General features: G+C 75.3%; 23 protein-coding genes and 1 pseudogene. 11 read left to right on the forward strand and 13 right to left on the reverse strand.

Annotated features, from left to right (window positions below; genetic code table 11):
• The 4 genes and pseudogenes from IE321_RS29015 to IE321_RS29030 all read left to right on the forward strand — a co-directional run.
• Window positions 1-890, forward strand: a pseudogene (locus tag IE321_RS29015) (hypothetical protein); the annotation flags it as partial.
• A gap of 74 nt (window positions 891-964) precedes the next feature.
• Complete coding sequence (locus IE321_RS29020) at window positions 965-1,441, forward strand: hypothetical protein (RefSeq protein ID WP_190225105.1); 477 nt, start codon at window positions 965-967, stop codon at window positions 1,439-1,441.
• A gap of 31 nt (window positions 1,442-1,472) precedes the next feature.
• A complete protein-coding gene (locus tag IE321_RS29025) occupies window positions 1,473-2,078 on the forward strand; it encodes a pyridoxamine 5'-phosphate oxidase family protein (protein ID WP_043228000.1) in 606 nt (201 codons plus the stop codon).
• Window positions 2,079-2,116: 38 nt separating this feature from the next.
• The gene (locus IE321_RS29030; RefSeq protein ID WP_190225106.1) at window positions 2,117-2,809 is read left to right on the forward strand and encodes a L,D-transpeptidase family protein; all 693 of its coding nucleotides are present in this window, start codon (window positions 2,117-2,119) and stop codon (window positions 2,807-2,809) included.
• A gap of 7 nt (window positions 2,810-2,816) precedes the next feature.
• Here the strand turns inward: IE321_RS29030 and IE321_RS29035 are convergent, their stop codons facing one another.
• The 5 genes from IE321_RS29035 to argC are packed head-to-tail and all read right to left on the reverse strand — an operon-like array spanning window position 2,817 to window position 7,656.
• Complete coding sequence (locus tag IE321_RS29035; protein WP_043227998.1) at window positions 2,817-3,353, reverse strand: arginine repressor; 537 nt, start codon at window positions 3,351-3,353, stop codon at window positions 2,817-2,819.
• A 7-nt stretch (window positions 3,354-3,360) separates the two neighbouring features.
• On the reverse strand, window positions 3,361-4,566 hold the full coding sequence (locus IE321_RS29040; protein ID WP_190225107.1) for an acetylornithine transaminase: 1,206 nt from the start codon (window positions 4,564-4,566) through the stop codon (window positions 3,361-3,363).
• Window positions 4,563-5,468, reverse strand: coding sequence for an acetylglutamate kinase (argB, locus tag IE321_RS29045; RefSeq protein ID WP_043227996.1), 906 nt, complete (start codon window positions 5,466-5,468; stop codon window positions 4,563-4,565). Before argB ends, IE321_RS29040 begins: the two co-directional genes overlap by 4 nt.
• Window positions 5,465-6,631 (reverse strand): bifunctional glutamate N-acetyltransferase/amino-acid acetyltransferase ArgJ, encoded by a 1,167-nt coding sequence (gene argJ / locus IE321_RS29050; protein WP_190225108.1) that lies wholly within the window; start codon window positions 6,629-6,631, stop codon window positions 5,465-5,467. Before argJ ends, argB begins: the two co-directional genes overlap by 4 nt.
• The gene (gene argC, locus IE321_RS29055) at window positions 6,628-7,656 is read right to left on the reverse strand and encodes an N-acetyl-gamma-glutamyl-phosphate reductase (protein WP_043227994.1); all 1,029 of its coding nucleotides are present in this window, start codon (window positions 7,654-7,656) and stop codon (window positions 6,628-6,630) included. The genes argJ and argC overlap by 4 nt, the downstream gene beginning before the upstream one ends.
• A gap of 202 nt (window positions 7,657-7,858) precedes the next feature.
• Between argC and IE321_RS29060 the strand changes: the two genes are divergently transcribed.
• The 4 genes from IE321_RS29060 to IE321_RS29075 all read left to right on the forward strand — a co-directional run bounded on the left by IE321_RS29060 (window position 7,859) and on the right by IE321_RS29075 (window position 11,454).
• On the forward strand, window positions 7,859-8,395 hold the full coding sequence (locus IE321_RS29060) for a MarR family winged helix-turn-helix transcriptional regulator (RefSeq protein ID WP_190225109.1): 537 nt from the start codon (window positions 7,859-7,861) through the stop codon (window positions 8,393-8,395).
• Window positions 8,392-8,850 carry a MarR family transcriptional regulator gene (locus IE321_RS29065; protein WP_190225110.1) on the forward strand — a complete coding sequence of 153 codons (459 nt, stop codon included), beginning with the start codon at window positions 8,392-8,394 and terminating at the stop codon, window positions 8,848-8,850. Before IE321_RS29060 ends, IE321_RS29065 begins: the two co-directional genes overlap by 4 nt.
• A gap of 175 nt (window positions 8,851-9,025) precedes the next feature.
• Entirely contained in the window at window positions 9,026-10,333 is a 1,308-nt protein-coding gene (locus IE321_RS29070; protein ID WP_226651732.1) for a M48 family metallopeptidase, read from the forward strand.
• 233 nt (window positions 10,334-10,566) lie between these two features.
• A complete protein-coding gene (locus tag IE321_RS29075) occupies window positions 10,567-11,454 on the forward strand; it encodes a sigma-70 family RNA polymerase sigma factor family protein (protein ID WP_190225111.1) in 888 nt (295 codons plus the stop codon).
• 4 nt (window positions 11,455-11,458) lie between these two features.
• Here IE321_RS29075 and IE321_RS29080 read toward each other — a convergent pair whose 3' ends face one another.
• From IE321_RS29080 to IE321_RS29095, 4 genes are all read right to left on the reverse strand, one after another.
• On the reverse strand, window positions 11,459-12,619 hold the full coding sequence (locus IE321_RS29080; RefSeq protein WP_190225112.1) for a methyltransferase: 1,161 nt from the start codon (window positions 12,617-12,619) through the stop codon (window positions 11,459-11,461).
• 67 nt (window positions 12,620-12,686) lie between these two features.
• The gene (locus IE321_RS29085) at window positions 12,687-13,265 is read right to left on the reverse strand and encodes a histidine phosphatase family protein (protein ID WP_043227989.1); all 579 of its coding nucleotides are present in this window, start codon (window positions 13,263-13,265) and stop codon (window positions 12,687-12,689) included.
• A gap of 68 nt (window positions 13,266-13,333) precedes the next feature.
• Entirely contained in the window at window positions 13,334-13,798 is a 465-nt protein-coding gene (locus IE321_RS29090; RefSeq protein WP_190225113.1) for a GNAT family N-acetyltransferase, read from the reverse strand.
• Between the two features lie 91 nt (window positions 13,799-13,889).
• The gene (locus IE321_RS29095; protein WP_190225114.1) at window positions 13,890-15,323 is read right to left on the reverse strand and encodes an aminotransferase-like domain-containing protein; all 1,434 of its coding nucleotides are present in this window, start codon (window positions 15,321-15,323) and stop codon (window positions 13,890-13,892) included.
• Between IE321_RS29095 and IE321_RS29100 the strand changes: the two genes are divergently transcribed.
• Both IE321_RS29100 and IE321_RS29105 read left to right on the forward strand, forming a co-directional pair.
• Window positions 15,322-16,263: a DMT family transporter gene (locus IE321_RS29100; RefSeq protein WP_190225115.1), complete on the forward strand. Its 942-nt coding sequence runs from the start codon at window positions 15,322-15,324 to the stop codon at window positions 16,261-16,263. The two genes, IE321_RS29095 and IE321_RS29100, sit on opposite strands and share 2 nt — an antisense overlap.
• Before the next feature lie 95 nt (window positions 16,264-16,358).
• Window positions 16,359-16,556 (forward strand): DUF1918 domain-containing protein, encoded by a 198-nt coding sequence (locus IE321_RS29105; protein ID WP_043227984.1) that lies wholly within the window; start codon window positions 16,359-16,361, stop codon window positions 16,554-16,556.
• Here IE321_RS29105 and IE321_RS29110 read toward each other — a convergent pair.
• Window positions 16,553-17,821 carry a glycoside hydrolase family 10-like protein gene (locus IE321_RS29110; protein ID WP_443732457.1) on the reverse strand — a complete coding sequence of 423 codons (1,269 nt, stop codon included), beginning with the start codon at window positions 17,819-17,821 and terminating at the stop codon, window positions 16,553-16,555. The two genes, IE321_RS29105 and IE321_RS29110, sit on opposite strands and share 4 nt — an antisense overlap.
• Window positions 17,822-17,992: 171 nt before the next feature.
• Here IE321_RS29110 and IE321_RS29115 point away from each other — a divergent pair, with 171 nt between their 5' ends.
• On the forward strand, window positions 17,993-18,853 hold the full coding sequence (locus IE321_RS29115; RefSeq protein ID WP_043227982.1) for a 3-hydroxybutyryl-CoA dehydrogenase: 861 nt from the start codon (window positions 17,993-17,995) through the stop codon (window positions 18,851-18,853).
• Window positions 18,854-18,965: 112 nt separating this feature from the next.
• Here the strand turns inward: IE321_RS29115 and IE321_RS29120 are convergent, their stop codons facing one another.
• From IE321_RS29120 to IE321_RS29130, 3 genes are all read right to left on the reverse strand, one after another.
• Window positions 18,966-19,496, reverse strand: a complete 531-nt coding sequence (locus IE321_RS29120; protein ID WP_043227980.1) for an NUDIX hydrolase — start codon at window positions 19,494-19,496, stop codon at window positions 18,966-18,968.
• A 62-nt stretch (window positions 19,497-19,558) separates the two neighbouring features.
• On the reverse strand, window positions 19,559-20,899 hold the full coding sequence (locus tag IE321_RS29125; RefSeq protein ID WP_190225116.1) for an NsdA family TPR-like regulatory protein: 1,341 nt from the start codon (window positions 20,897-20,899) through the stop codon (window positions 19,559-19,561).
• A gap of 284 nt (window positions 20,900-21,183) precedes the next feature.
• A complete protein-coding gene (locus IE321_RS29130) occupies window positions 21,184-22,275 on the reverse strand; it encodes a PP2C family protein-serine/threonine phosphatase (RefSeq protein WP_190225117.1) in 1,092 nt (363 codons plus the stop codon).
• Window positions 22,276-22,520 lie beyond the last annotated feature (245 nt).

Here is a 22,520-nt window from a genome sequence, read left to right on the forward strand (position 1 = left end):
GGGCGGAGGGGCGGGCCGACCTCCTCGTACCGCACCTCACGGACCGCTCCCCCTGGGTGCGCGGCCTCGCCCGGGAGGGCCTGCGGGAGGCCGGCGGCGACCCGCGGGCCCGGCTGCGCGCGCTCTGCGCCGACCCCGCGGCCGTCACGCCCCCGGCGGTCGCCGGGCTCGCGGAGGAGGGCCACACCGAGGACGCCCCCCTGCTCCGGACGCTCGCCCGGCACCCCGACGGCGCCGTACGGGCCCGGGCGCTGGGCGGACTGCGACGGCTGGGGGCCCTGGAGGACGCCGAGCTCGCACCCTGGGCCGACGACCCGGACCCCCGCGTCGGCGCGGTCGTGCTGCGCGCCCTGCGGGACGACCCCGAGGCCCTGCGCGGTCTCCTCGGCAGCCCGCACGCGCGCGTGCGGGCGCGGGCGCTGACCCTCCTCTCGCACCGCCACGCACTCGGCTGGGACGGGGCCCTGCCGCACCTCGCCGACCCGGCGCCCGAGGTGGCGCGCGCGGCGCGCCGGGCGCTGCGGCGCCGCTCGCGCCAGGCCTCCACCGAGCGGCTGATCTCCTGCACCGGCCCCCGTGAGGCACCCGCGCTGCGGACGCTCGCCGCGCGGCTGCTCCGCCACCGCTACGAGCCCGCCTCCCTGCTCAACGCGCTCCGCCTGCTGGACGACCCCCTGCCGGGGGTCCGCGACGCAGCCCGCGCGCAGGCCCTGCGGGTGGTGTGGGACCGCAAGGCCGCCGAGGAGCCCCACGCGGACGACATCCGCGCCCTCGCCGAGGCGAACGCCGAGCGGATCGCCGTCTGGTGGGCGGAACGCCCCACGTCCCGCCGCCCGCGCCGGAAAAGCCCGGGCGGCGGCCGAGGGGGGACGTCCGCCCTCCCGGCATGACGCACGAGACGGTGGCACGGCAGGCGGCGGTCCGAGGGCCGGGACGGGGGCTCCCCCTGTACCGGTGCCCGGACGTGACGCGGCCGAAGGCCTGGGCCGACCTGGACCAGGACGTGCGCCGGGCGGTCCGGCGGGGGACGTACGCCCCCGCGCACGGCCGGCTCACGGGGGTCCACGGCCCCGGCCGGCGGGGGCGCTGGGACCGGGCCGTCGACCGGGTGCGGCTCGCGCTCGCGCCGTGCGATCCCGGCGGACGGATCCGGGAGGCCACGCTGCCGTACGCGGCGGAGCGGCCAGAACTGCTGCCGCTGATCGTGGTGCGGACGACCGACTGGGTGGCGCCGGTCCGCGCGCGTGCGCCGGAGGTGCTGCGGGAGTCGACGGCGCATCCGCGGGGGCGGAGGCGGGCGTCGGCGGTCGCCGGGCTGCGGCTGCGGCTGCGGCTGCGGCTGCGGCTGCTCGACGCCGTGCGGCTGGGTCGGATGACGGTGCTGCCCGGCGATCCCGCGCCCGTCGTCGTACGGGCGGCCGAGCGGGCCCTGTTCGGGTGATCCCCGTACCCCGGGGGCGGAGAATGGGGGCATGGGAAAAACGTATGAGCGTATCGACGGGCGGCTGCGGACCTTCATCGAGGACCAGCCCCTCTACTTCACCGCCACCGCCCCGCTCTCCGGCGACGGGCACGTCAACCTCTCGCCCAAGGGGCGGCGGGGGACCCTCGTCGTCCTCGACGAACTGACCCTCGCCTACATCGACTTCGGCGGGAGCACCGCCGAGACCCTCGCCCACCTCCGGGAGCCGGGCAACGGACGGATCACGCTCATGTGGACCTCCTTCTCCGGGCCGCCGACCGTGGTGCGGGTGCACGGCCGGGGCGAGACGGTGCTGCGGGACGACCCGCGCTGGCCCGAACTCTTCGCCCGCTTCCCCGAGGAGGCGGTGAAGGACCAGATCAGCGCGCGGGCGATCGTCCTCGTGCACGCCCTGCGGATCAGCGACTCCTGCGGCTTCGCGGTGCCCGTCATGGAGTACCGGGAGGAGCGCTCGCTGCACGCCGACTTCTTCAACCGGAAGACGGACGAGGAGTTCAACACGTACTGCGAGGGCAAGGAGCACATCGCCACCAGCATCGACGGCCTGCCCGCGCTGCCGCTGCCGCTGCCGCCGCTCCCCCACTCGGAGCAGTAGCCTGGCCCTCGCCGGAGGGGCGGCCTAGCGTCGCCGCCATGCGCATCCTCCTCGCGGCCGGTGCCGCGCTGCTCTCCCTGGCCTCCGCGCCGACGCCCCCGCCGGCACCGCTGCCCGCGCGGATGGCGGACACCGGCGGCGGCTCCCAGCTGATCACCGCCGTGGCCGCCGACGCCTCCGCCACCACCGGGACCCTCACCTGGTGGGACCGGCGGGGCGGGCGGTGGGTGCGGGCGGGATCGGCGCCGGCCCGGTTCGGCGCGAAGGGGCTGGCGGACGGCGCCACCCGGCGGCAGGGCACGAACACCACGCCGACCGGCCTCTTCGACCTGCCCTACGCCTTCGGCGTCCGGCCCGCCCCGGCCGGGACCCGCTACCGGTACGTCCGTGCCACCCGGGACTCCTGGTGGTGCCAGGACAACGACTCCCGCGCGTACAACCGGTGGGTCGAGGGACTGCCGGCGGACTGCCGCGCCGGCGAGGCCGAGCACCTCGTCGCCTACCGGACGCAGTACGCCCACGCGCTCGTCATCGGCTTCAACTACGCCCGCCCGGTGCGGATGCGGGGCGCCGGGATCTTCCTGCACGTCAACGGGCGCGGCGCGACGGCGGGTTGCGTGTCGGTCGCCGCGGACGCGATGCGGGCGATCCTGGCCTGGGCCGATCCGGCCCGGCGCCCGCACATCGCCGTCGGCACCCGGCGGGGGCCGACGGCGATCCTGCGCTACTGACCGGGGTTCAGTTCCCCTTCTGCGCGAGGCGCAGCAGGTGGTCGGCGAGGGCCTGGCCGCCCGTGGGGTCGCGGGAGATGAGCAGGAGGGTGTCGTCGCCCGCGATGGTGCCGAGGATGGCGCGGAGTTCGGCCTGGTCGATGGCGGACGCGAGGAACTGGGCGGCGCCCGGCGGGGTCCGCAGCACCACCAGGTTGGCGGACGCCTCGGCGGAGATGAGGAGTTCGCCGGAGAGGCGGCGCATGCGCTCCTCCTTGGCGGACTCGCCGAGCGGGGCCTGCGGGGTGCGGAAGCCGCCCTCGCTGGGGACCGCGTAGATCAGCTCGCCGCCGGTGTTGCGGATCTTCACCGCGCCGAGCTCGTCGAGGTCGCGGGAGAGCGTCGCCTGGGTGACGCTCAGCCCGTCGTCCGCGAGGAGCTTGGCGAGCTGGCTCTGCGACCGCACCGGCTGCCGGTTGAGGATGTCGACGATCCTGCGGTGGCGTGCGGTGCGGGTCTGCGGGACCGACGGCCCTCCGTGCTCGTTCCCCTGCGCGTCGGTCATCGTCGCCTCATTCTCCGGTTCGTCCTTGCCCGTTCGCCTCGTGCGCCTTCTCCAGGACGGCCGGGAGGGCCCGGAGGAAGGCGTCCGCCTCGGCGTCGGTGAGGACCAGCGGAGGCATGATCCGTACGACGTCGGGGGCGGGCGCGTTCACCAGGAGGCCGGCGTCCTGAGCCGCCTGCTGCACCTGGGGCGCGAGGGGCTCGGTGAGCACGATACCCAGCAGGAGGCCCGCGCCACGGACATGGGAGACCAGCGGGTGGCCGAGGCCCTCGATTCCGGAGCGCAGCCGCTCGCCGACGGCCTTGACGTGGTCGAGGGCGGCGTCGGCGGCGAGGGTGTCCAGGACGGCGAGGCCGGCGGCGCAGGCGACCGGGTTGCCGCCGAAGGTGGTGCCGTGGTGGCCGGGGGCGAAGAGGTCGGCGGCCGCGCCGAAGGCGACGGTGGCGCCGAGCGGCAGGCCGCCGCCCAGCCCCTTGGCGAGGGTGACGACGTCGGGGTCGACGCCCTCGTGGGCCTGGTGCTCGAACCAGTGGCCGCAGCGGCCGATGCCGGTCTGGACCTCGTCGAGGACGAGGAGGGTGCCGGTGGCGCGGGTGATCTCGCGGGCGGCCTTGAGGTAGCCGGCCGGCGGGACGACGACGCCGTTCTCGCCCTGGACGGGCTCGATGATGACGAAGGCCGTCTCCTCGGTGACGACGGCGCGCAGCGCCTCCACGTCGCCGTACGGGACGTGGGTGACGTCACCGGGCAGCGGCAGGAAGGGGGTCTGCTTGCCGGGCTGGCCGGTGAGGGCGAGGGAGCCCATGGTGCGGCCGTGGAAGCCGCCGTCGGTGGCGACCATGTGGGTCCGGCCGGTGAGCCGGCCGATCTTGAACGCGGCCTCGTTGGCCTCGGCGCCGGAATTGCAGAAGAAGACCTTGCCGGGGCGGTCGAAGAGCGCCAGGAGCCGCTCGGCGAGGGCGACGGGCGGTTCGGCGACGAAGAGGTTGGAGACGTGGCCGAGGCTCTGGATCTGGTGGGTGACGGCCTCGACGACGGCCGGGTGGGCGTGGCCGAGGGCGTTGACGGCGATGCCGCCGACGAAGTCCAGGTACTCCTTGCCGTCGGCGTCCCAGACCTTGGCGCCCTCGCCGCGGACGAGGGGCAGGCGCGGGGTGCCGTAGTTGTTCATGAGCGAGCCCTGCCACCGCCCGGTCAGCTGTTCGTTGCTCACGGTTCCCCCTGTCCGTCCGGCACGACCATCGTGCCGATGCCCTCGTCGGTGAAGATCTCCAGCAGGATCGAGTGCTGGACGCGCCCGTCGATCACGCGGGCGGTGGTGACGCCGTTGCGCACGGCGTGCAGGCAGCCCTCCATCTTGGGGACCATGCCGCTGGACAGCTCGGGCAGCAGCTTCTCCAGCTGGCTGGCGGTGAGCCGGCTGATGACCTCGTCGCTGTTCGGCCAGTCCTCGTAGAGGCCCTCGACGTCGGTCAGGACCATCAGGGTCTCGGCGCCCAGCGCCGCAGCGAGTGCCGCAGCCGCCGTATCAGCATTGACGTTGTAGACATGTCCGTCGTCCTGGGAGCGGGCGATGGAGGAGACGACCGGGATGCGGCCGTCCTCCAGGAGCGCCTGGATGGCGCCGGTGTCGATGGCGGTGATCTCGCCGACCCGGCCGATGTCGACGCGCTCGCCGTCGATCTCCGGCCGGTGCTTGACGGCGGTGATGGTGTGGGCGTCCTCGCCCGTGAGGCCGACGGCGAGCGGGCCGTGCTGGTTGAGCAGCCCGACGAGCTCGCGCTGGACCTGGCCGGCGAGCACCATCCGCACGACGTCCATGGCGTCCTCGGTGGTGACCCGCAGGCCGGCCTTGAACTCGCTGACGATGCCGTGCCGGTCCAGGGCGGCGCTGATCTGGGGGCCGCCGCCGTGCACGACGACCGGCTTGAGGCCGGCGTGGCGCAGGAAGACGACGTCCTGGGCGAAGGCGGCCTTCAGGTCCTCGTCGATCATGGCGTTGCCGCCGAACTTGATGACGACGGTCTTGCCGTGGTGGCGGGTGAGCCAGGGCAGCGCCTCGATCAACGTCTGGGCCTTCGGGAGGGCGGTGTGCTTCCGCGTGGCGTTGGTCATGACGAGTACGCGCTGTTCTCGTGGACGTAGTCGGCGGTCAGGTCGTTGGCCCAGATGACCGCGGACTCGGAGCCGGCGGCCAGGTCGGCGGTGACGACGACCTCCCGGAAGCGCATGTCGACCAGGTCACGGTCCTCGCCGACGGAGCCGTTCTTACAGACCCAGACGCCGTTGATGGCGACGTTCAGCTCGTCGGGCTCGAAGGCGGCGGAGGTGGTGCCGATGGCGGAGAGCACCCGGCCCCAGTTGGGGTCCTCGCCGTGGATGGCGCACTTGAGGAGGTTGTTGCGGGCGATGGAGCGGCCGACCTCGACGGCGTCGTCCTCGGTGGCCGCGTTGATCACCTCGATGCGGATGTCCTTGCTGGCGCCCTCGGCGTCGCCGATGAGCTGGCGGGCGAGGTCGGCGCAGACCTCCCGGACGGCCTCGGCGAAGTCGTCCTGGGCGGGGGTGGCGCCGGAGGCGCCGGAGGCCAGGAGGAGGACGGTGTCGTTGGTGGACATGCAGCCGTCGGAGTCGACCCGGTCGAAGGTGAGCCGGGTGGCGGTCCGCAGGGCCGCGTCGAGGCCCTTCGCGTCGACGTCGGCGTCGGTGGTGAGGACGACGAGCATGGTGGCGAGGCCGGGGGCGAGCATGCCCGCGCCCTTGGCCATGCCGCCGACCGTCCAGCCGTCCTTGGCGGCGACGGCCGTCTTGTGGACGGTGTCGGTGGTCTTGATGGCGATGGCGGCCTTCTCCCCGCCGTGCGCGGAGAGTTCGGCGGCGGCCGTCTCGACGCCGGGGAGCAGCTTGTCCATCGGGAGGAGGACGCCGATGAGGCCGGTGGAGGCGACGGCGACCTCGCCGGCGCCGACCTCGGCGCCCCGGGCGCTGAGGACCTCGGCGACCTTCTCGGCGGTGGCGTGGGTGTCCTGGAAGCCCTGGGGGCCGGTGCAGGCGTTGGCGCCGCCGGAGTTGAGGACGACCGCGGTCAGCTCGCCGTCGGCGAGGACCTGCTGGGACCAGACGACCGGGGCGGCCTTGACGCGGTTGGACGTGAAGACTCCCGCGGCGGCGCGGCGCGGCCCGGTGTTGACCACGAGGGCCAGGTCCGGGTTGCCGTTCGACTTGATCCCGGCGGCGATGCCCGCCGCCGTGAATCCCTGCGCTGCGGTGACGCTCATGGAGCGACTCCAATCGTGGAGAGTCCGGTGTCCTCGGGAAGGCCGAGGGCGATGTTCATGCTCTGCACCGCGCCGCCGGCGGTGCCCTTGGTGAGGTTGTCGATGGCGCTGATGGCGATGATCCGGTGCGCGTTCGCGTCGTACGCGACCTGGATGTGAACGGCGTTGGAACCGTGGACGGACGCCGTGGCGGGCCACTGTCCCTCGGGGAGGAGGTGGACGAACGGCTCGTCCGCGTAGGCCTTCTCGTAGGCGGCGCGGACGGCCTCGGCGGTGACGCCCGGCTTCGCGGCGGCGGTGCAGGTGGCGAGGATGCCGCGGGGCATCGGCGCCAGGGTGGGCGTGAAGGAGACGGTGACCCGCTCGCCGGCCGGGCCCGAGAGGTTCTGGATCATCTCGGGGGTGTGCCGGTGGCCGCCGCCGACGCCGTACGGGGTCATGTTGCCCATCACCTCGCTGCCGAGGAGGTGCGGCTTGAGGGCCTTGCCCGCGCCGGAGGTGCCGGAGGCGGCGACGATCACGGCCTCGGGCTCGGCGAGGGAGGCGCCGTACGCCGGGAAGAGGGCGAGCGAGACGGCGGTGGGGTAGCAACCGGGCACCGCGATGCGCTTGGACCCCTCCAGCGCGGCGCGGGCGCCCGGCAGTTCGGGGAGGCCGTAGGGCCAGGTGCCGGCGTGCGGGGAGCCGTAGTACGTCTCCCAGTCGGCCGGGTCCTTCAGCCGGAAGTCGGCGCCCATGTCGACGACGAGGACGTCGTCGCCGAGCTGTTCGGCGACAGCGGCGGACTGGCCGTGCGGGAGGGCGAGGAAGACGACGTCGTGGCCGGCGAGCTCCTCGGCGGTGGTGGGCGCGAGGACGCGGTCGGCGAGCGGCAGCAGGTGCGGCTGGAGGCCGCCGAGCCGCTGCCCGGCGTTGGAGTGGCCGGTCAGGGTGCCGATCTCGACCTGGGGGTGGGCGAGGAGCAGGCGCAGGAGTTCCCCGCCCGCGTATCCGCTCGCGCCCGCGACTGCTGCTCGTACCGTCATCGAAAACCCTCCTCATGGATGGCATGACTATACGTGGCGTCGTAGTTTTATGCAACGAGAGGCATGAGGGTTCACTCCCCAGGGTGCGGCGCGGGACGGCGGGGCGCACCCGGTGCCGCCGGAGAGGGGGCGCGGCGGGGGCGGTCGCGGTCGGTGGGGAATTTAGTAGCCATGTACATAGTAGCCATGTACGGTATCTGGCATGAGCAAGGGTTCCCCGGGTCCCACGCCCGGCTTTCTGGTGTGGCGGCTCGCCAACAAGTGGCGGGTCGCCGTCGACCGCGCGGTGGCTCCGCTGGGCCTCACGCACGCGCAGTACTCGCTGGTCGCCTCGCTGCACGGCATGCGGCGCACCGGCGAGCGGCCCAGCCAGCGGCAGCTCGCCGACCACACCGGCATGGAGGCGCTCTACGTCTCCAAGCTGGCCCGCTCCCTGGAGTCGGCCGGGCTCATCGAACGCACCCGCGACCCGCGCGACCCGCGCGCCGTACGGCTCGCCCTCACGGAGCAGGGGGCGGCCGTCGCCCGGCAGGCCGTCGACGTGGTGCAGGACCTGCTCCAGCAGCTCCTGGAGCCGCTGGGCGGACTGGACGCCGCCCGCACCCGCGCCTTCACCGAGGAACTGACGACCCTGCTCGACGTACCGCTCGCTCCCACCGCTCCCCGGCCCGGAGGCACGACCCCTCCCACGGCCGCCGAACCGACCACCGACCCGCACACCCAGGGGGAAACATCATGACCACCACCGCGGCACCCGCCGACGCCCGCGTCCTCGGCCTCGCCCACTACGCCGCCCGCGGCGTCCTGGAGCACGTCCTGGCCCGGCACGGCGTCACCTTCACCCAGCAGGTCGCCCTGCGCACGGCGGTGACCGCCGAGGGCCCGCTGACCCCCGACGCGCTCGTCGCCCGGATCGGCGCCACCCTCAAGACCGCCCCCGCCGACGCCCACGCCGCCCTCGACGCGCTGCGCGCACGGGAGCTGCTCCTCGCGGACGGCCCCCACCTGCTCCCCACCGAGGCGGGCAGCGCGCTCCTCGCCACCGTCACCGCCGAGGCCGCCCCCCTCTCCGCCCGCATCTGGGGCGACATCCCCGCCGACGACCTGGCCGCCGCCGGCCGCGTCCTCGCCCTCGTCACGGAACGCGCCGACAGGGAACTCGCGGCCCTGACCGCGCCGATCGCCGGGGACTGACCGCCCCCTCCGCTCCGCGAGACCGGCGCGAACCCACCCCCCGCCCATGGCCTAAAGTGCGTCCGCCGCCCCCGTGAACGACAGGAACACGTCAGGAAGACGCGGAGCGGCGACACCATGAGAGACAAGGGGGGCGAGGCGCCGTCGGCGCCTGCCCCCGGTGGGGGGTACCACCTTGACCGAGACCATCGACGCGGGACGGCCGGCCGGCCCCGGCCGGCCCGCCTGCCCCGACTGCGGAGCCACCCTGACCGGCGGCGGCGTCCACGTCGCCTGGTGCTCCGGCTGCGGCTGGAACACCGATCCCGGCGCCGACGCCGAGGAGGAACCGAGCGGCCGGATCGAGCGGGTCCGGCGGCGGCTCGCCCGCCGGTACGGGGAGCAGCTCTTCGCCGACCTCACCGCGGCCGGCGACGACGCCACCGCCCCGACCGGGCGCGGCCGCTCCGGACGGCTGGCCGGCTGCCTCGCCCTGGCCGTGCACGGCCTCACCGTCGCCCTCCTCGCGGCCGGCCTCGCGATGATCCTCGCCGGCACGGGCCTCGTTCCCGTGCTCGGCGCGATCCCGGTCCTCCTCGCCGTGGTGCTCCGCCCCCGCTTCGGCAGCCTCCGGAAGGCCGCCGCCGACCTGCCCGTGCTGCGGCGTCCGGACGCGCCGGAGCTCTTCGGCCTCCTCGACGAGGTCGCCTCGACGGTCGGCACCACGGGCGTCGAGGCCGTCGTCGTCGACACCGCCGTCAACGCCTCCGTCCGCACCTACGGGGTGCGGCAGCGACGCGTCCTGACCGTGGGCCTCGGCCTCTGGGAGACGCTCTCCCCGCAGGAGCGGATCGCCCTCCTCGGCCACGAGTTCGGGCACTACGCGCACGGGGACACCCGGCACGGCCTCGTCGTCGCCACCGCCTTCCAGTCGCTGGACACCTGGTCCTACACGCTGGCCCCGCAGGAGTCCACGTCGCTCCTCGACGACCTGATGAACCTCGCCACCGCCCTCCCCCGGGCGGCCGTCGACGGGGTCGCGGGCCTGCTGGACCACCTCACCCTGCGGGGCTCGCAGCGCGCCGAGTACCTGGCCGACGAGGCCGCCGCCCGGGCCGCCGGCTCGGAGGCCGCCGCCGCGCTGATGGACCGGCTGCTCTGCGCCGGCACCCTGACCGGCATGCTGCGCCGGGAGGCGGTCGCGGCCCGCACCCGACGGGGCGGCGACCGGTCCGGGGACGCGGCCGAGGGCCTGTGGCGACGGCTCGCCGCGCAGGCCGCCGCCGTCCCCGCGACCGAGTACGAGCGGCTGCGCCGGGTCGCCGAACTGCGCGGCCACAGCGTCGACAGCACCCACCCGCCCACCCACCTGCGGCACCGGCTGCTGACCGCCCGCGCCTCCCACGAGCCCCGGATCGCGCTGGACGCCGAACGGGCCGCGCGCGTCGACGCGGAGCTCGGCGACGCACGCCGGACGCTCGCCCGGCAGCTCCTGAACGGCTGAGCGACCGGGCGGCCGGACGCACGCGGCCGCGGTCCCCCGCCGGAACTGTTCACGACCCGGCCCTGTCGGGTCGCCGGCGCCCCGGAGGCGGCGGAGGACGTCGTGGGGCACCGGGTCTCGCACGTGGGGGTCGCGGCCGTCTGCCTGCTGCTGACGAAGCTCCGGGGCGGCGTCACAACGGCGGGCGGCGGACCGTCAGTCCGGTGACGGCACCTGACGAGAATCGAGGCCCCATGCACGACGACGCTGTGGTGACCGCGCTGGCCGCGCGGTTCGACGCCGACGAGGAGCGGCTGCGCGGGCTGGCCCTCCGGCTCCTGGGCGGCGGGGCGGAACGCGAGGCGGAGGCCGTCCTCGCCCGGGTCAGGGACGGCCTCGGCACGGACGCGCCGGGCCTGGCGGGGCTCTGGCTGACGGCCCTGGTGATCCGCGCGTGCCGCGAGGGCGCCGGGCCGGCGCGCGGGGAGGGCGGGAGCGGGCACGATCGCGGCTCCGGGGCCGACCGCGGGAGCGGGGCCGGCAGCGACGCAGGGGCCGACCGCGGCGGGAGCGGGGGCGAGCTGTCGTACGACGGTCCGGACGACGCCGTGCTGCTGGGGTTTCTCGCCGTGCTCGCCCGGCTCGGGTCCCGCGAGCGGGTCGCGTATCTCCTTCATGACGTCTTCGGGCTGGCGCCCGGCGAGGCCGCCCGGGTCATGGGCGGCTCCGCGGCCGAGGCCGCCCGGCGGGCCCGGTGGGCGCGGGAGCGGCTGCGCGGCGGAGGCGCGGCGCCTGAGGCGGCCCGGGGGCGACGGCTGGTGGACGCCTTCCTGGCGGCCGCACGCGCGCGGGACGCCGCCGCCCTCTCCGTACTCCTCGATCCGGAGGCGGTCCTCCACGGGGAGCGGGGGCCGGTGCACGGGGCCGCCGCCATGGCCGTCGCGGCGGCGGCGCCGGCGCGCCCGGGCGCGCTGGTCCGGCCCGCGCTGGTGGACGGCGCCGTCGGGGTGGTGGCGTCCGAAGCCGGACGGCCGGTCGCGGCGCTGGCGTTCGCGTTCCGCCGGGACCGGATCGTCGGCGTCGACGTCACGACCGGCGAGGAGCGCGTCCGGGCCCTGGACCTGGTCTTCCCCGAGGCGTGAGGCGTCAGCGCCGTACCGCGCGCAGCACCACGAACTTCGGGTCGCTCGCGACCAGTTCGCTGTTGCCGAAGATGCGGCGGAGGCTCACGTGGTAGCCGAGGTGGCGGTTGCCGACGACCCACAGTTCGCCGCCGGGCGCCAGCGCCCGGCGCGCGTCGGAGAACATCCGGCGGGCGGTGCGGTCCGTGGTGGCCTGGTGGCTGTGGAACGGCGGGTTGTTGAGGACGAGGTCGAGGGTGCCCTCGGGGACGTCCCCGAGCCCGTCGGCGACGGTGAACTCCGCCTTCCGGCCCTCCCCCGCGTGGGTGCGGAAGTTCTCCTCGGCCGAGGCGACCGCCTGGTACGACTCGTCGGTGAAGAGCAGTTCGGCGTCCGGCTCGGCGAGGGCGACGGCGAGGCCCACGACGCCGTTGCCGCAGCCGAGGTCGGCGACGCGGGCGTGGCCGAGGTCCCTCGGCAGGTGGCCGAGGAGGAAGCGGGTGCCGATGTCGAGGCGGTCGGCGCAGAAGACGCCCGCCTGGTTGGCGACCGTGCGGCCGGCGAGCCCGGGCGCGGGGGTGTCGGCGGGGAGGTCGTAGCGGTACGGCCACGGGTTCGGCCCGGGCGTGGCGGCCGGGTCGGGGGTGGTGTGGATCAGCCGGGCCTTCTTCACCGCGAGCGAGGTGCGGGTGGGGCCGAGGATCCGCTCGAAGAGGGTCAGGGTCGAGGTGTGGATCTCCTTGACCATGCCGGTGCCGACGATCACCGTGCCCTCGTGGACGGCGGGGGCCAGCCGGTGCAGCTGGTCCTCCAGCAGCGCGAGGCTCTTGGGGACGCGGACGAGGAGGACGTCGATCCGCGCGGGCGGCGGGTCCTGGGTGGTGAGCAGCCGGACGGCGCCGTCGGCTGCCCCGGAGCGCGCGAGGTTGGTCCGGGTGGCCTCGCGCCCCAGGTACGAGTCGGAGATCTGGACGAGGTCCCCGGCCCCGGCGGCCCGCAGCGCGGTGACGAGGGCGCCCCAGCGGTCGCCGAGGACGGCGACGGTGCCGGAGAGGTCGGTGCCGGTCTCGGCCAGGTGGTGCAGCAGGTACTCGTCGGCCGCGTCCCAGGCGCGCAGCGGATCGCGCGGGTCCTCGGGGTGGCGGGTGAGCGTGACGTCGCCCCATGGCGTGGTCAAACGGTTCATCGTGCCCCCAGGCTAGCCGCTCCGCACGGGCCGGGACGCCGCGCCGCCCGGCCGGGGCGCGGCCCCCTCAGCGGAGGGCCGGGGCGTCCAGGTGGAGGTGCCAGGCGCCTGGGCGGCCGATGAGGGTGACGGTCGACAGGGGGCGCACGTCGACGCTCCAGTAGGTGGCGGGGGCGGCCCGGAGGGCGTAGACGAGGGCGGCGCGGACGACGGAGGGCTCGGCGACGGCGACGACGGTGACGTCGTCGGCGGGGCGGGTGTCGAGCCAGCCGCCGATGCGGGAGATGAAGGCGAGGAGGGGTTCGCCGCCGTGCGGGGCGGAGCGGGCGTCGGCCAGCCAGGCGTCGACGGCGGCCGGTTCGAGGGCGGCCACCTCGGCGAGGGTGAGTCCGCGCCAGCGGCCCATGTCGCAGTCGCGCAGGGCGGGCTGCGCGAGCGGGGCGTAGCCGAGGGCGGTGCCGGTGGCGCGGCTGCGCCGCGTCGGGGAGCAGTAGCGGAGGTCGGCCGCGCCGAGCGGCAGGAGCGCGGGCGCGGCCTGCTGCACCTCGTACCAGCCGGCCTCGTCGAGCGGCCGGTCGTCGTCGAAGCGTTCGGCGAGCAGGGAGGAACTGCGCGCCGCCGCGACCAGCGTGACCCGAAGACCCATGGGCGCGATCGTGAGGCCGGTGGGGCCCCGGGTCAAGGGGCGGGCGCGGGGCACCGGGAGGCCCCGGTTCACTGCTGTCCGAGAACCATCCACTTGCCCGGATTCTGCAGTGGCGTGAATCCGACCTTCTCGTAGACGCCGTGCGCGTCGGCGGTGGCGAGCACGATCCGGCGGAGCCCGTACGGCTCCAGGTGGTCGCGGACGGCGGCGACGAGGGCGGTGCCGAGGCCGGTGCCACGGGCCGGCCGGTCGACGTAGACGTCGCAGAGCCAGGCGAAGGTGGCGCGGTCGGTGACCACGCGCGCGTAGGCGGCGATCTCGCCGGTGTCGCGGTGGTAGGCGCCGAAGTTGAGCGAGTCGGCGATGGCCCGGTCCTGCGTCTCCCGAGGTCGGCCGAGGGCCCAGTAGGCGTCGGTGGAGAGCCAGTGGTGGATCCGGGCGGGGTCGAGGCGGGCCGGGTCGGCCGAGATCTCGTACGCCCCGTGCGGGACGGCGGGGCGGGCGGCGGGTACGGAGGTGGTGGTCTTGCTCATGGGCGCAGGATGCCAGCGGCTCCGGCATGTGTCAGGTGGGTTTTCCGGGGCGCCGCGGACGCCCCCGGCCGCCGCGCCGGCCCGCCCGGGATCACGGAAGGAGTTCGTCCACGGCCGTCCGGAGCCTGCGGACGCCCTCGGCGATCTCCGTGGGTCCGGCCACACCCGCGAAACTCAGCCGGATGTGGCCGGCGGGCGGTTCGGCGCAGAAGTAGGGGCGGCCGGGGGCGACGGCGACGCCGGCGCGGAGGGCGGCGGCGAGCAGCGCGGGCTCGGGGAGGGTGTCGGGGAGGCGGAGCCAGAGGTGGTGGCCGCCGGAGGGGAGCTGGGGCAGGGCGAGTTCGGGGAGCCGGAGGGCGACGGCGGCGGCGAGGGTGTCGCGGCGGGCCCTGAGCTCCTGCGAGACGGTCCGCAGGTGCCGGGACCAGGCGGGGGCGCCGACGAGTTCCAGGGCGGCCTCCTGGAGGGGGCGGGGGACGAAGAAGCTGTCGACGACCTGGATCGCGCGGAGGCGTTCGAGGACGGGGCCGCGGGCGGCGAGGGCGCCGACGCGGAGGCTCGCCGAGGTGATCTTGGTGAGTGAGCAGACGTGCACGACGACGCCGTCCGGGTCGTCGGCGGCGAGCGGCGCGGGCAGCGGTCCGGCGTCCTCGTGGACGAGCCTGCGGGCGAAGTCGTCCTCGACGACGAAGGCCCCGGCGGCGCGGGCGATGCGGACGACCTCGCGGCGGCGGTCCGGCGGGAGCAGGGCGCCGGTGGGGTTCTGGAAGAGCGGCTGGCAGACGAGGACGCGGGCGCCGGTGGCGCGGAAGGCGGCTTCGAGGAGGTCGGGGCGGATGCCGTCGGCGTCGGTGGGGACGGGCACCGGGCGCAGTCCGGCGGCGCGGGCGACGGCCAGCATGCCGGGGTAGGTGGGCGACTCGACGAGCACGGGGGTGCCGGGCGCGGCGAGGGCGCGCAGGGCGGTGGTGAGGGCGGACTGTCCGCCGGCGGTGATGAGGACCTCGGCGCCGGTGACGCCGCCGCCGATCTCGCGGGCGAACCACTCGCGGAGTTCGGTGAGGCCGTCGGTGGGCGGCCGGCCCCAGGCGCCGGGGCGGCGGCCGGCCCGGGCGAGGGCGGCGGACAGGGCCCGCTCGGGCTGGAGGGAGGGGTGGAGGTAGCCGCCGTTGAACTCGACGACGCCCGGCGGGGGCGCGGCGAGGGTGACGAGGACGCCGGAGGCGTCGACGGCGCGGGGCACGAGTTCGGTGGCGCCGTCGGCGCTGAGGGCCAGCTCCTGCCAGGAGGTGTCGCCGGTGGCGGCGGGGGCGGGAGTCTCGGCACGGAAGGCCCCGGCGCCGGGGCGAGTGACGACGAGGCCCTCGGCGGCGAGCCGGGCGAGGGCGCGGGTGACGGTCACCGGGGAGACGCGGTAGCGCTCGACGAGGGCCCGACTCGACGGCAGCTTTCCACCCGGAGAGTAGCGGTCGAGCTCCGCTTTCAGGGTTTTCGCCAGTTCAGCCACGCTGCTACGCTCATGCATGAGAGCACAGAATAGCGCTACTACTCCGATGACGATAGCGATCGGCACGACGGCCGGAAGCGCTCCCGCGCGGGCCGAGGCCCCCGGCGCCCAGGGAACCCTGCTCGCCCTGCTCGGCGTCGTCTCCTTCTCGCTGACCTTCCCGTCGACGGTGTGGGGCCTGGAGAGCTTCGGCCCCTGGTCGCTGGTGGCCGTCCGCTCCACGCTCGCCGCCCTGATCGCCGGGGCCTTCCTGCTCGGCGGCCGCGCGGCGCTGCCGGAGCGGCGCCACCGGGCCGGGCTCGCGGTGGTCGCGGGCGGTGTGGTGGTGGGCTTCCCGCTGCTGACCACGCTCGCCCTGCAGACCTCCACGACCTCGCACGCCGCCGTCGTCGTGGGCCTGCTGCCGCTCGCCACGGCCGCCTTCGCCGCCGTGCGCACCGGCCGCCGGCCGTCCCGCACCTTCTGGCTCGCGGCCGTCGCCGGCGCGGCCGTCGTCATCGCCTTCACCGTCCAGCAGAGCGGCGGGGCGCTCTCCACGGGCGACCTCTACCTCTTCGGCGCGCTCCTGGTCTGCGCCGCGGGCTACACCGAGGGCGGCCGGCTCGCCCGGGAGATGCCGGGCTGGCAGGTGATCGGCTGGGCGCTGGTGTTCTGCCTGCCGCTCATGGTCCCCGCCGCGGCGGTGGCGCTCGCCCTCGAACCGGTGCGCCTGACCGCCCACGGCGTCGTCGGCCTGCTCTGGGTGGCGGCCGGCTCCACCTTCTTCGGCCTGTACGTCTGGTACCGCGGCATGGCCGCGATCGGCATCCCGCGCGCCAGCCAGCTCCAGCTCGCCCAGCCGCTCCTCACCCTCTTCTGGTCGGTCTTCCTGCTCGGCGAGTCCCTGCCGCCGGCCGCGCCCGTGGCGGCGGTCGGCGTGCTGGTCTGCATCGCGGTGACCCAGCGCGCGAAGAGCTGAAGCGCGGCCGGCGCGGGGGCCGGTCGGCGCGACGGGCCCCCGTGACCGGGGTCACAATGGCAGACAGAGGCCCTACGCGCGCGAGGAGGTCCCCGATGCAGGCGAGTGTGGGCGACAAGCTGCTGGTGCACGGCCGGACCGTAGGTCAGCACGACCGTACGGCCCAGGTCCTTCAGGTGCTGGGGGAGAACGGCACTCCCCCGTACAAGGTCAAGTTCGACGACGACGGTCACGAGGCCCTGATGTCGCCCGGCCCCGACACCGTCGTCCGTCACCGCGGAGAGCGGGGCTAGGGAGCGCCGCGCCGGGCTCGCGGCGTGCGGGCCCGGGTCGGGTAGTGGTCGGCCACGACGGCGGCGAGCGCGCCGTTGCGGTCCTCGGCGACCTCCTTCGCCGCGAAGTAGCAGTGCCCGCCGACGCCGGGTCGCCGGGCGGCCAGCGTGAGGTGCCGTGACAGCTCCTTCGGGTCCTGCCAGGCCGCGGGCTGGCCCGGGGCGCCCGCCTTGTAGAGCGCCTCGCCGATGTGGAGCCCGACGCCGGTGTCCCGGACCGCCGCGTCCCACCAGTCGAGGAGCGTGGCGTAGTCGGTGGCGGGGTGGCCGATGTGCCAGTACAGCTGCGGCACCACGTGGTCGATCCAGCCCTCCTTGATCCACTTGCGGGTATCGGCGTACAGGTCGTCGTAGGTGGCCACGCCGCCGCGGGTGTCCGAGCCCTCGGGGTCGTCGGCCTTGTTGCGCCACACGCCGAAGGGGCTGATCCCGAAGGCCACCCCGGGCCTGACCTCCTCGATGCGGGCCGACATCTCGGAGACCAGCAGGTCGGTGTTGTGGCGCCGCCAGTCCGCGCGGTCGGGGAAGTCCGCGCCGTGGGCGGCGTACGAGGCGTCGTCCGCGAAGCTCTGTCCGGCCACCGGGTAGGGGTAGAAGTAGTCGTCCCAGTGCACCGCGTCGAGGTCGTAGCGGCGCACCGCGTCCAGCATCGCGTCCTGGACGAAGCGCCGGACCTCGGGCCGCCCGGGGTCGTAGTACAGCTTCCCGCCGTAGGGCACGGTCCACTCCGGGTGCAGCCGCGCCGGGTGGGACGCGGCGAGCCGGGCGGGGTCCGTGTGAGAGGCCACGCGGTACGGGTTGAACCAGGCGTGCAGCTCCAGGTCCCGCGCGTGGGCCTCGGCGACCGCGGTGCCCAGCGGGTCCCAGCCGGGGTCCCGGCCCTGCGTGCCGGTGAGGCACTGCGCCCAGGGCTCGTACGGCGACGGCCACAGGGCGTCGGCGGAGGGGCGCACCTGGAGGACGACCGCGTTGAGCCGCCGCTCCACCGCCCGGTCCAGGTGGGCCAGGAGCTCGGCCCGCTGCGCGGCGGCGGTGAGGCCGGCGCGGGACGGCCAGTCGCGGTTGGCGACGGTCGCCACCCACATGCCCCGGAAGCCGCCCTCCGGCGCCGCCCGCTCCCGTCCCGGACGGCGCTCCGCGGCGACGCCCGGAACGCCCGGCCCCACGACGGCGAATGCCGCTCCCGTGGCGGTCGTCACAAACCCTCTTCTCCCGATAGGCCGCACTTGTACCTCTCAGCTGTCGGACACGTCACACCCCCACGCCCAGCATGCCCGCCTCCGACCGATCGATCATCGCGCGAATCGGAGTAACGTCATGGGGTCGAGGCGTGCGCACCGGAATCACACGGGGGCCCGCCGCCAGAGAAGAGCGAAAGGCACGAGGTGACGGACTCCATGGCCGACATTGAGCGCGTCGGAGTGGTGGGCTGCGGCCAGATGGGCGCGGGCATCGCAGAGGTGTGTGCCCGGAGCGGTCTCGAGGTGAAGGTCGCCGAGACCACCGGCGAGGCGCTGGAGATCGGCCGCACCCGGCTGCTGAACTCGCTGACCAAGGCCGCCGAACGCGGCAAGATCAGCGAGGAGGAGCGGGACGCGGCGCTCGCGAACCTCTCCTTCACGACCGACCTCGGCGAGTTCGCCGACCGCGACCTCGTCATCGAGGCCGTCGTCGAGAACGAGCAGGTCAAGACCGAGATCTTCCAGGTGCTCGACCAGGTCCTGACCCGGCCCGACGCCATCCTGGCCTCGAACACCTCCTCCATCCCGCTGGTGAAGCTGGCCGTGGCGACCTCCCGCCCCGACCACGTCATCGGCATCCACTTCTTCAACCCGGCCCCGGTGCAGAAGCTCGTCGAGCTGATCCCGGCCCTCACCACCTCCGAGGGCACGATCAGCCGCGCGCAGGGCTTCGCCGAGAAGCTGCTCGGCAAGCACGCGATCCGTGCCCAGGACCGCTCGGGCTTCGTCGTGAACGCCCTGCTCGTGCCGTACCTGCTCTCCGCGATCCGGATGTTCGAGTCCGGCATCGCGAGCCGCGAGGACATCGACAACGGCATGGAGTACGGCTGCGCCCACCCGATGGGCCCGCTGAAGCTCGCGGACCTGATCGGCCTCGACACGATCGCCTCGATCGCCGACTCGATGTACTCCGAGTTCAAGGAGCCCCTGTACGCCGCTCCCCCGCTGCTCCAGCGGATGGTCGACGCGGGCCGGCTGGGCCGCAAGACGGGCTCCGGCTTCTACGTCTACCCCTGACGCCCCGGCGTCCCCCCGACGCCTCCGGGCGTCCCCCGAATGTCGCTCTCCGCGGCAGGAACGGCTCGTACCCCCGCACAGGTACGGGCCGTTCCGTCTTTCCCGGCGGCGGTCAGCCGAGCCGCAGGTGGTGGAGCATCAGCAGGCCGGCCGCCATGTTGGCCGCCGGGATCTCGCCCCGGGCGATCAGCTCCGGGACCTCCTTGAGCGGCAGCCAGGCGCGCCGCGAGGACTCGAAGCCGTCGACCGGCGGGCCGGTCCAGGTGGCCCGGTCCGCCCAGTAGAGGTGGTGCCGGGCGTCGCTGAGCCCGTTCGAGGGCTCGACGGTGAGGAGGTGGCGCAGCGGGCCCGGCCGCCAGCCGGTCTCCTCCTCCATCTCGCGGGCGGCGGCGGCCTCGGGGGTCTCGCCGTCCTCGACGACGCCGGCGGCCAGCTCCCAGCCCCAGCTGTCGGTGATGAAGCGGTGGCGCCAGAGCATCAGGACCTCGTCGGCGTCGTTGACGACGGTCGCGACGGCGACGGGCCGGAGCCGGATCAGATAGTGGTCGAGGTGGCGGCCGTCCGGGAGTTCGACGTCCGCGAGGTTCACCCGGAACCAACGGTTTTCATAGACGGAGCGCTCACTTAGTTTCGTCCACTGCACGTTCTTGCCACCTTCCGACTGGTAGGTGCGTGTTCGGTGGCAATATCGCAGCAGCTGAACGGTCAGAGCGGAACGCGCAGCGCCCCGTCGATCAGTGCCGCCGCCTCCCTCGCGTCCCCCGCGTCACTGGCCAGCAGGTGCTCCCGGGCCTGGAGCAGCCGGTCCCGCAGCCGCCGCGACTCCATCCCGCGCGCCCGCTCGGTCATCTCCACCGCCGTCCGCGCCGCCGAGTCCGCCTCGCCCTGCCGCAGCTCGACCTGGCAGAGCAGCGCCAGCCGGTGCACCCGGCCCCGGTCGTGCGAGGGCGTCCCGACCGCCCGCGCCGCGTGCTCGTACGCCCCCGCGAGATCACCCAGACTGAGGAGGGCCTCCGCGACCTGTACGTTGACGAGCCCGGGCTGGACGTACCCCGTCTCGGCCGGCTCCGCCGCCGGCGCGATCCGCTCCGCCGCGTGCTCGGCCCGCAGGATGCAGTCGAGCGCCGCCGCCCCGTCACCGAGCCGGGCGTACGCCTTCGCCTGCATCGCCGTCAGATCCGCCGCGAGCGCCGGGGTGATGGTCCCGTCCGCCGCCCGCAGCGCCGCCTCCGCGAAGGCCACCGCCTGCCGGAACTCCCCCAGCAGCAGACACTGGTTGACCATCAGCGCGATCACATAGGCGCCGAACGCCCGGTCCCCGCTGGCCTTCGCCAGCCGCAGCGCCTGCTGGAAGTAGCGCTGCGCGAGCCCGTGCGCGTCCGCGTCGTAGGCGCAGATCCCGGCCACCGCCACCAGTCCCCCGGTGGCCCGGTGCAGGGAGCGCCCCAGGGCGTCGCTGTAGGAGCCGCGCAGCCGGGGCGCGGCCTCCGTGGTGAGGAAGCCGACGATCCGGCCGCGGGTCGCGATGCCCCCGGCCTTGCGGTACATCTGCTCGTAGTGCGCGCGGGCCGCGCTGAGCAGGGCGATGTCGGCGGGCTCCACCCGGGTCAGACCGGACCGGGAGACGTCGGTGTCCTCCGGCGGGTTCTCCCACTCCCACACCGGGATCACCGCGGGCGTGCCGGTCACCGCCGGCGCGCTCACCAGGTACGGGCGCTGCTGCTCGTCCGAGCGCCACAGGGCGGTGGCCCGGTCGACGAAGCCGGAGAGCGGGCTGCCGGGCGCGGGCGGCCCGCCGCCGGGCACGCCGAGCCCGATGTCGTCGAGGGTCACGGGCCGGCGCAGCCGGGCCGCGAGCACCTCACAGATCAGGTCGGGCACCTGGCCGCGCGGCCGCTGCCCCTTCAACCACCGCGCCACGGCGGTGTGTTCGTAACGCAGGGCAAGTCCCCTGGCCCGTCCGGCCCGGTTCACACGGTCGGCGAGCCCGGCGTGCGAGACGCCCGCCTCGTCCAGGAGGGCGTCGAGCAGGGTGTTGGGCTGCATGGCCCCTCCGGTCGCTCGGTGAACTCAGCGTAGCGGTGGCCGAATTCGCCCGGTGCGTTTTCGCACGGGGTGTGAATGAAGTACCCGTTCTTCCGGTCCGCGCGCGCTGCCGCCGACGGGGCCGTGGCGATTGACTGGGCTCCTCCTCGCCGGACGGCGAGGACCGACCGGGCCGCCGGCTCCCCCTCGTACAGTGCGGCCGCCCGGTCCGCGCCGCCCGCCCCGCCGATCTGCCCGACACTCCGTGGCGGGGCGGGCGGCGCCCGTACCCCCGGACCCTCCGCTCAGCAGTGGGTGGAGGGAGCGGGCCGGGGACGGCGCAGCCCGGGTTCGGCGGGCTGCGCCGGCACGCGGACGCGGTCGTTGCGGACGACGAGCAGCGCCACGTCGTCGTCGAGACGGCCGCCGGTGTGCCGCAGCAGCTCGTCCCGCACCTGGCGGACGACCCCCTCGGGCGACCCGCCGGCGGCTCGGGCGAGCGCCGCCTCCAGACCGAAGAAGCGGCCCCGGTGGTCGCGGGCCTCCTCCGCCCCGTCGGTGTGCAGCACCAGCGTCTCGCCGGGCAGCAGCCGGGCGCCGGTGTACGGCACGAGCGCGGCCGGCAGCGGCAGCACGCCGAGCGGCGGCAGCGGCTCGCCGACCGGCAGCCGCTCCATGCGCGGCCCCAGCCGGTACGGGGCGGGATGGCCGCAGTCGAGGACGGCGAGCCTCCCGTCGGGGCGGACCTCCAGAAGCAGCAGCGTCACGAACTCCTCGGCCACCGGGTGCTCGGGCGCGCCCCGGCCGCGCGCCGGGTGCTCGTCGCGCGCCCGCTCCCGCAGGTGCCGTTGCAGCGCCCGCTCCAGCCTCCGCAGCACCCCGCCCAGTTCGGCCTCGTCGTGCGCGGCCTCCCGGAAGCTCCCCAGCACCGCGACGACGGCGCCCAGCGCGGCCAGGCCGTGGCCCCGCACGTCCCCGATCACGATCCGCACCCCGTACGGCGTCGCCACCGCCTCGTACAGATCACCGCCCACCGTGGCGCCGCGGGTGGCCGACAACTGCCCGGCCGCCAGGGCGAGTCCGTCGAGGCGGGCGGGCGGCGGGCGCAGCAGCACCTGCTGGGTCGCCTCGGCGACGGCCCGCACCCGGGCCAGCTCACGGCGCAGCCGCCGCCGCACCCCGAGGACGAGTCCGGTGCCGACGGTCAGGAAGACGATGCTGGTCGCGATCCGCATCGGCAGCCCCGGCTGCCGGGCCAGCGGACAGCCGAACTTCCAGGCCACCGCCACGGCGCCCCAGCCGACCGGCAGGGCGAGCGGGGCGGTCCCCCGGAGCCGGGACCCGAGAGCGGTCCTCGCGCGGCCGCGGCCGCGCCTGGTACGGCTGGTACGGATCATGTACGGCCCTTCCCGAGCCCCGACAGCGCCCGAAGGCCCTGCGGCACACAGGCCCGCCCCTGTGGCCGCGTCGATTCTGCCGACCGTGCGGCCGCGGGGGAACACCCACCTGGGATCTCACCCGAAGGAGTGAGCACCCCCGGCGCGCCGCCCCGCGCCAGACCCGCGCCACGGGCACACGGTCCCGACCGTCGGCGGCGTGTACGAGCCCGCCGGGCCGGAGCACGGCGAAGGGCCGCCCCGGG

This window comes from Streptomyces hydrogenans, assembly GCF_014656075.1.
In the GTDB taxonomy this organism is placed as follows: Bacteria; Actinomycetota; Actinomycetes; order Streptomycetales; family Streptomycetaceae; genus Streptomyces; species Streptomyces hydrogenans.

What these genes read in the sequence shown, in the direction of transcription:
- IE321_RS29025 (WP_043228000.1), top strand. Translation starts at nt 1,473, where the DNA reads ATGGGAAAAACGTATGAGCGTATCGACGGGCGGCTGCGGACCTTCATC.
- IE321_RS29030 (WP_190225106.1), top strand. Translation starts at nt 2,117, where the DNA reads ATGCGCATCCTCCTCGCGGCCGGTGCCGCGCTGCTCTCCCTGGCCTCC.
- IE321_RS29035 (WP_043227998.1), bottom strand. Translation starts at nt 3,353, where the DNA reads ATGACCGACGCGCAGGGGAACGAGCACGGAGGGCCGTCGGTCCCGCAG.
- argB (WP_043227996.1), bottom strand. Translation starts at nt 5,468, where the DNA reads ATGACCAACGCCACGCGGAAGCACACCGCCCTCCCGAAGGCCCAGACG.
- argJ (WP_190225108.1), bottom strand. Translation starts at nt 6,631, where the DNA reads ATGAGCGTCACCGCAGCGCAGGGATTCACGGCGGCGGGCATCGCCGCC.
- argC (WP_043227994.1), bottom strand. Translation starts at nt 7,656, where the DNA reads ATGACGGTACGAGCAGCAGTCGCGGGCGCGAGCGGATACGCGGGCGGG.
- IE321_RS29060 (WP_190225109.1), top strand. Translation starts at nt 7,859, where the DNA reads ATGAGCAAGGGTTCCCCGGGTCCCACGCCCGGCTTTCTGGTGTGGCGG.
- IE321_RS29065 (WP_190225110.1), top strand. Translation starts at nt 8,392, where the DNA reads ATGACCACCACCGCGGCACCCGCCGACGCCCGCGTCCTCGGCCTCGCC.
- IE321_RS29075 (WP_190225111.1), top strand. Translation starts at nt 10,567, where the DNA reads ATGCACGACGACGCTGTGGTGACCGCGCTGGCCGCGCGGTTCGACGCC.
- IE321_RS29080 (WP_190225112.1), bottom strand. Translation starts at nt 12,619, where the DNA reads ATGAACCGTTTGACCACGCCATGGGGCGACGTCACGCTCACCCGCCAC.
- IE321_RS29085 (WP_043227989.1), bottom strand. Translation starts at nt 13,265, where the DNA reads ATGGGTCTTCGGGTCACGCTGGTCGCGGCGGCGCGCAGTTCCTCCCTG.
- IE321_RS29090 (WP_190225113.1), bottom strand. Translation starts at nt 13,798, where the DNA reads ATGAGCAAGACCACCACCTCCGTACCCGCCGCCCGCCCCGCCGTCCCG.
- IE321_RS29100 (WP_190225115.1), top strand. Translation starts at nt 15,322, where the DNA reads ATGAGAGCACAGAATAGCGCTACTACTCCGATGACGATAGCGATCGGC.
- IE321_RS29095 (WP_190225114.1), bottom strand. Translation starts at nt 15,323, where the DNA reads ATGCATGAGCGTAGCAGCGTGGCTGAACTGGCGAAAACCCTGAAAGCG.
- IE321_RS29105 (WP_043227984.1), top strand. Translation starts at nt 16,359, where the DNA reads ATGCAGGCGAGTGTGGGCGACAAGCTGCTGGTGCACGGCCGGACCGTA.
- IE321_RS29115 (WP_043227982.1), top strand. Translation starts at nt 17,993, where the DNA reads ATGGCCGACATTGAGCGCGTCGGAGTGGTGGGCTGCGGCCAGATGGGC.
- IE321_RS29125 (WP_190225116.1), bottom strand. Translation starts at nt 20,899, where the DNA reads ATGCAGCCCAACACCCTGCTCGACGCCCTCCTGGACGAGGCGGGCGTC.
- IE321_RS29130 (WP_190225117.1), bottom strand. Translation starts at nt 22,275, where the DNA reads ATGATCCGTACCAGCCGTACCAGGCGCGGCCGCGGCCGCGCGAGGACC.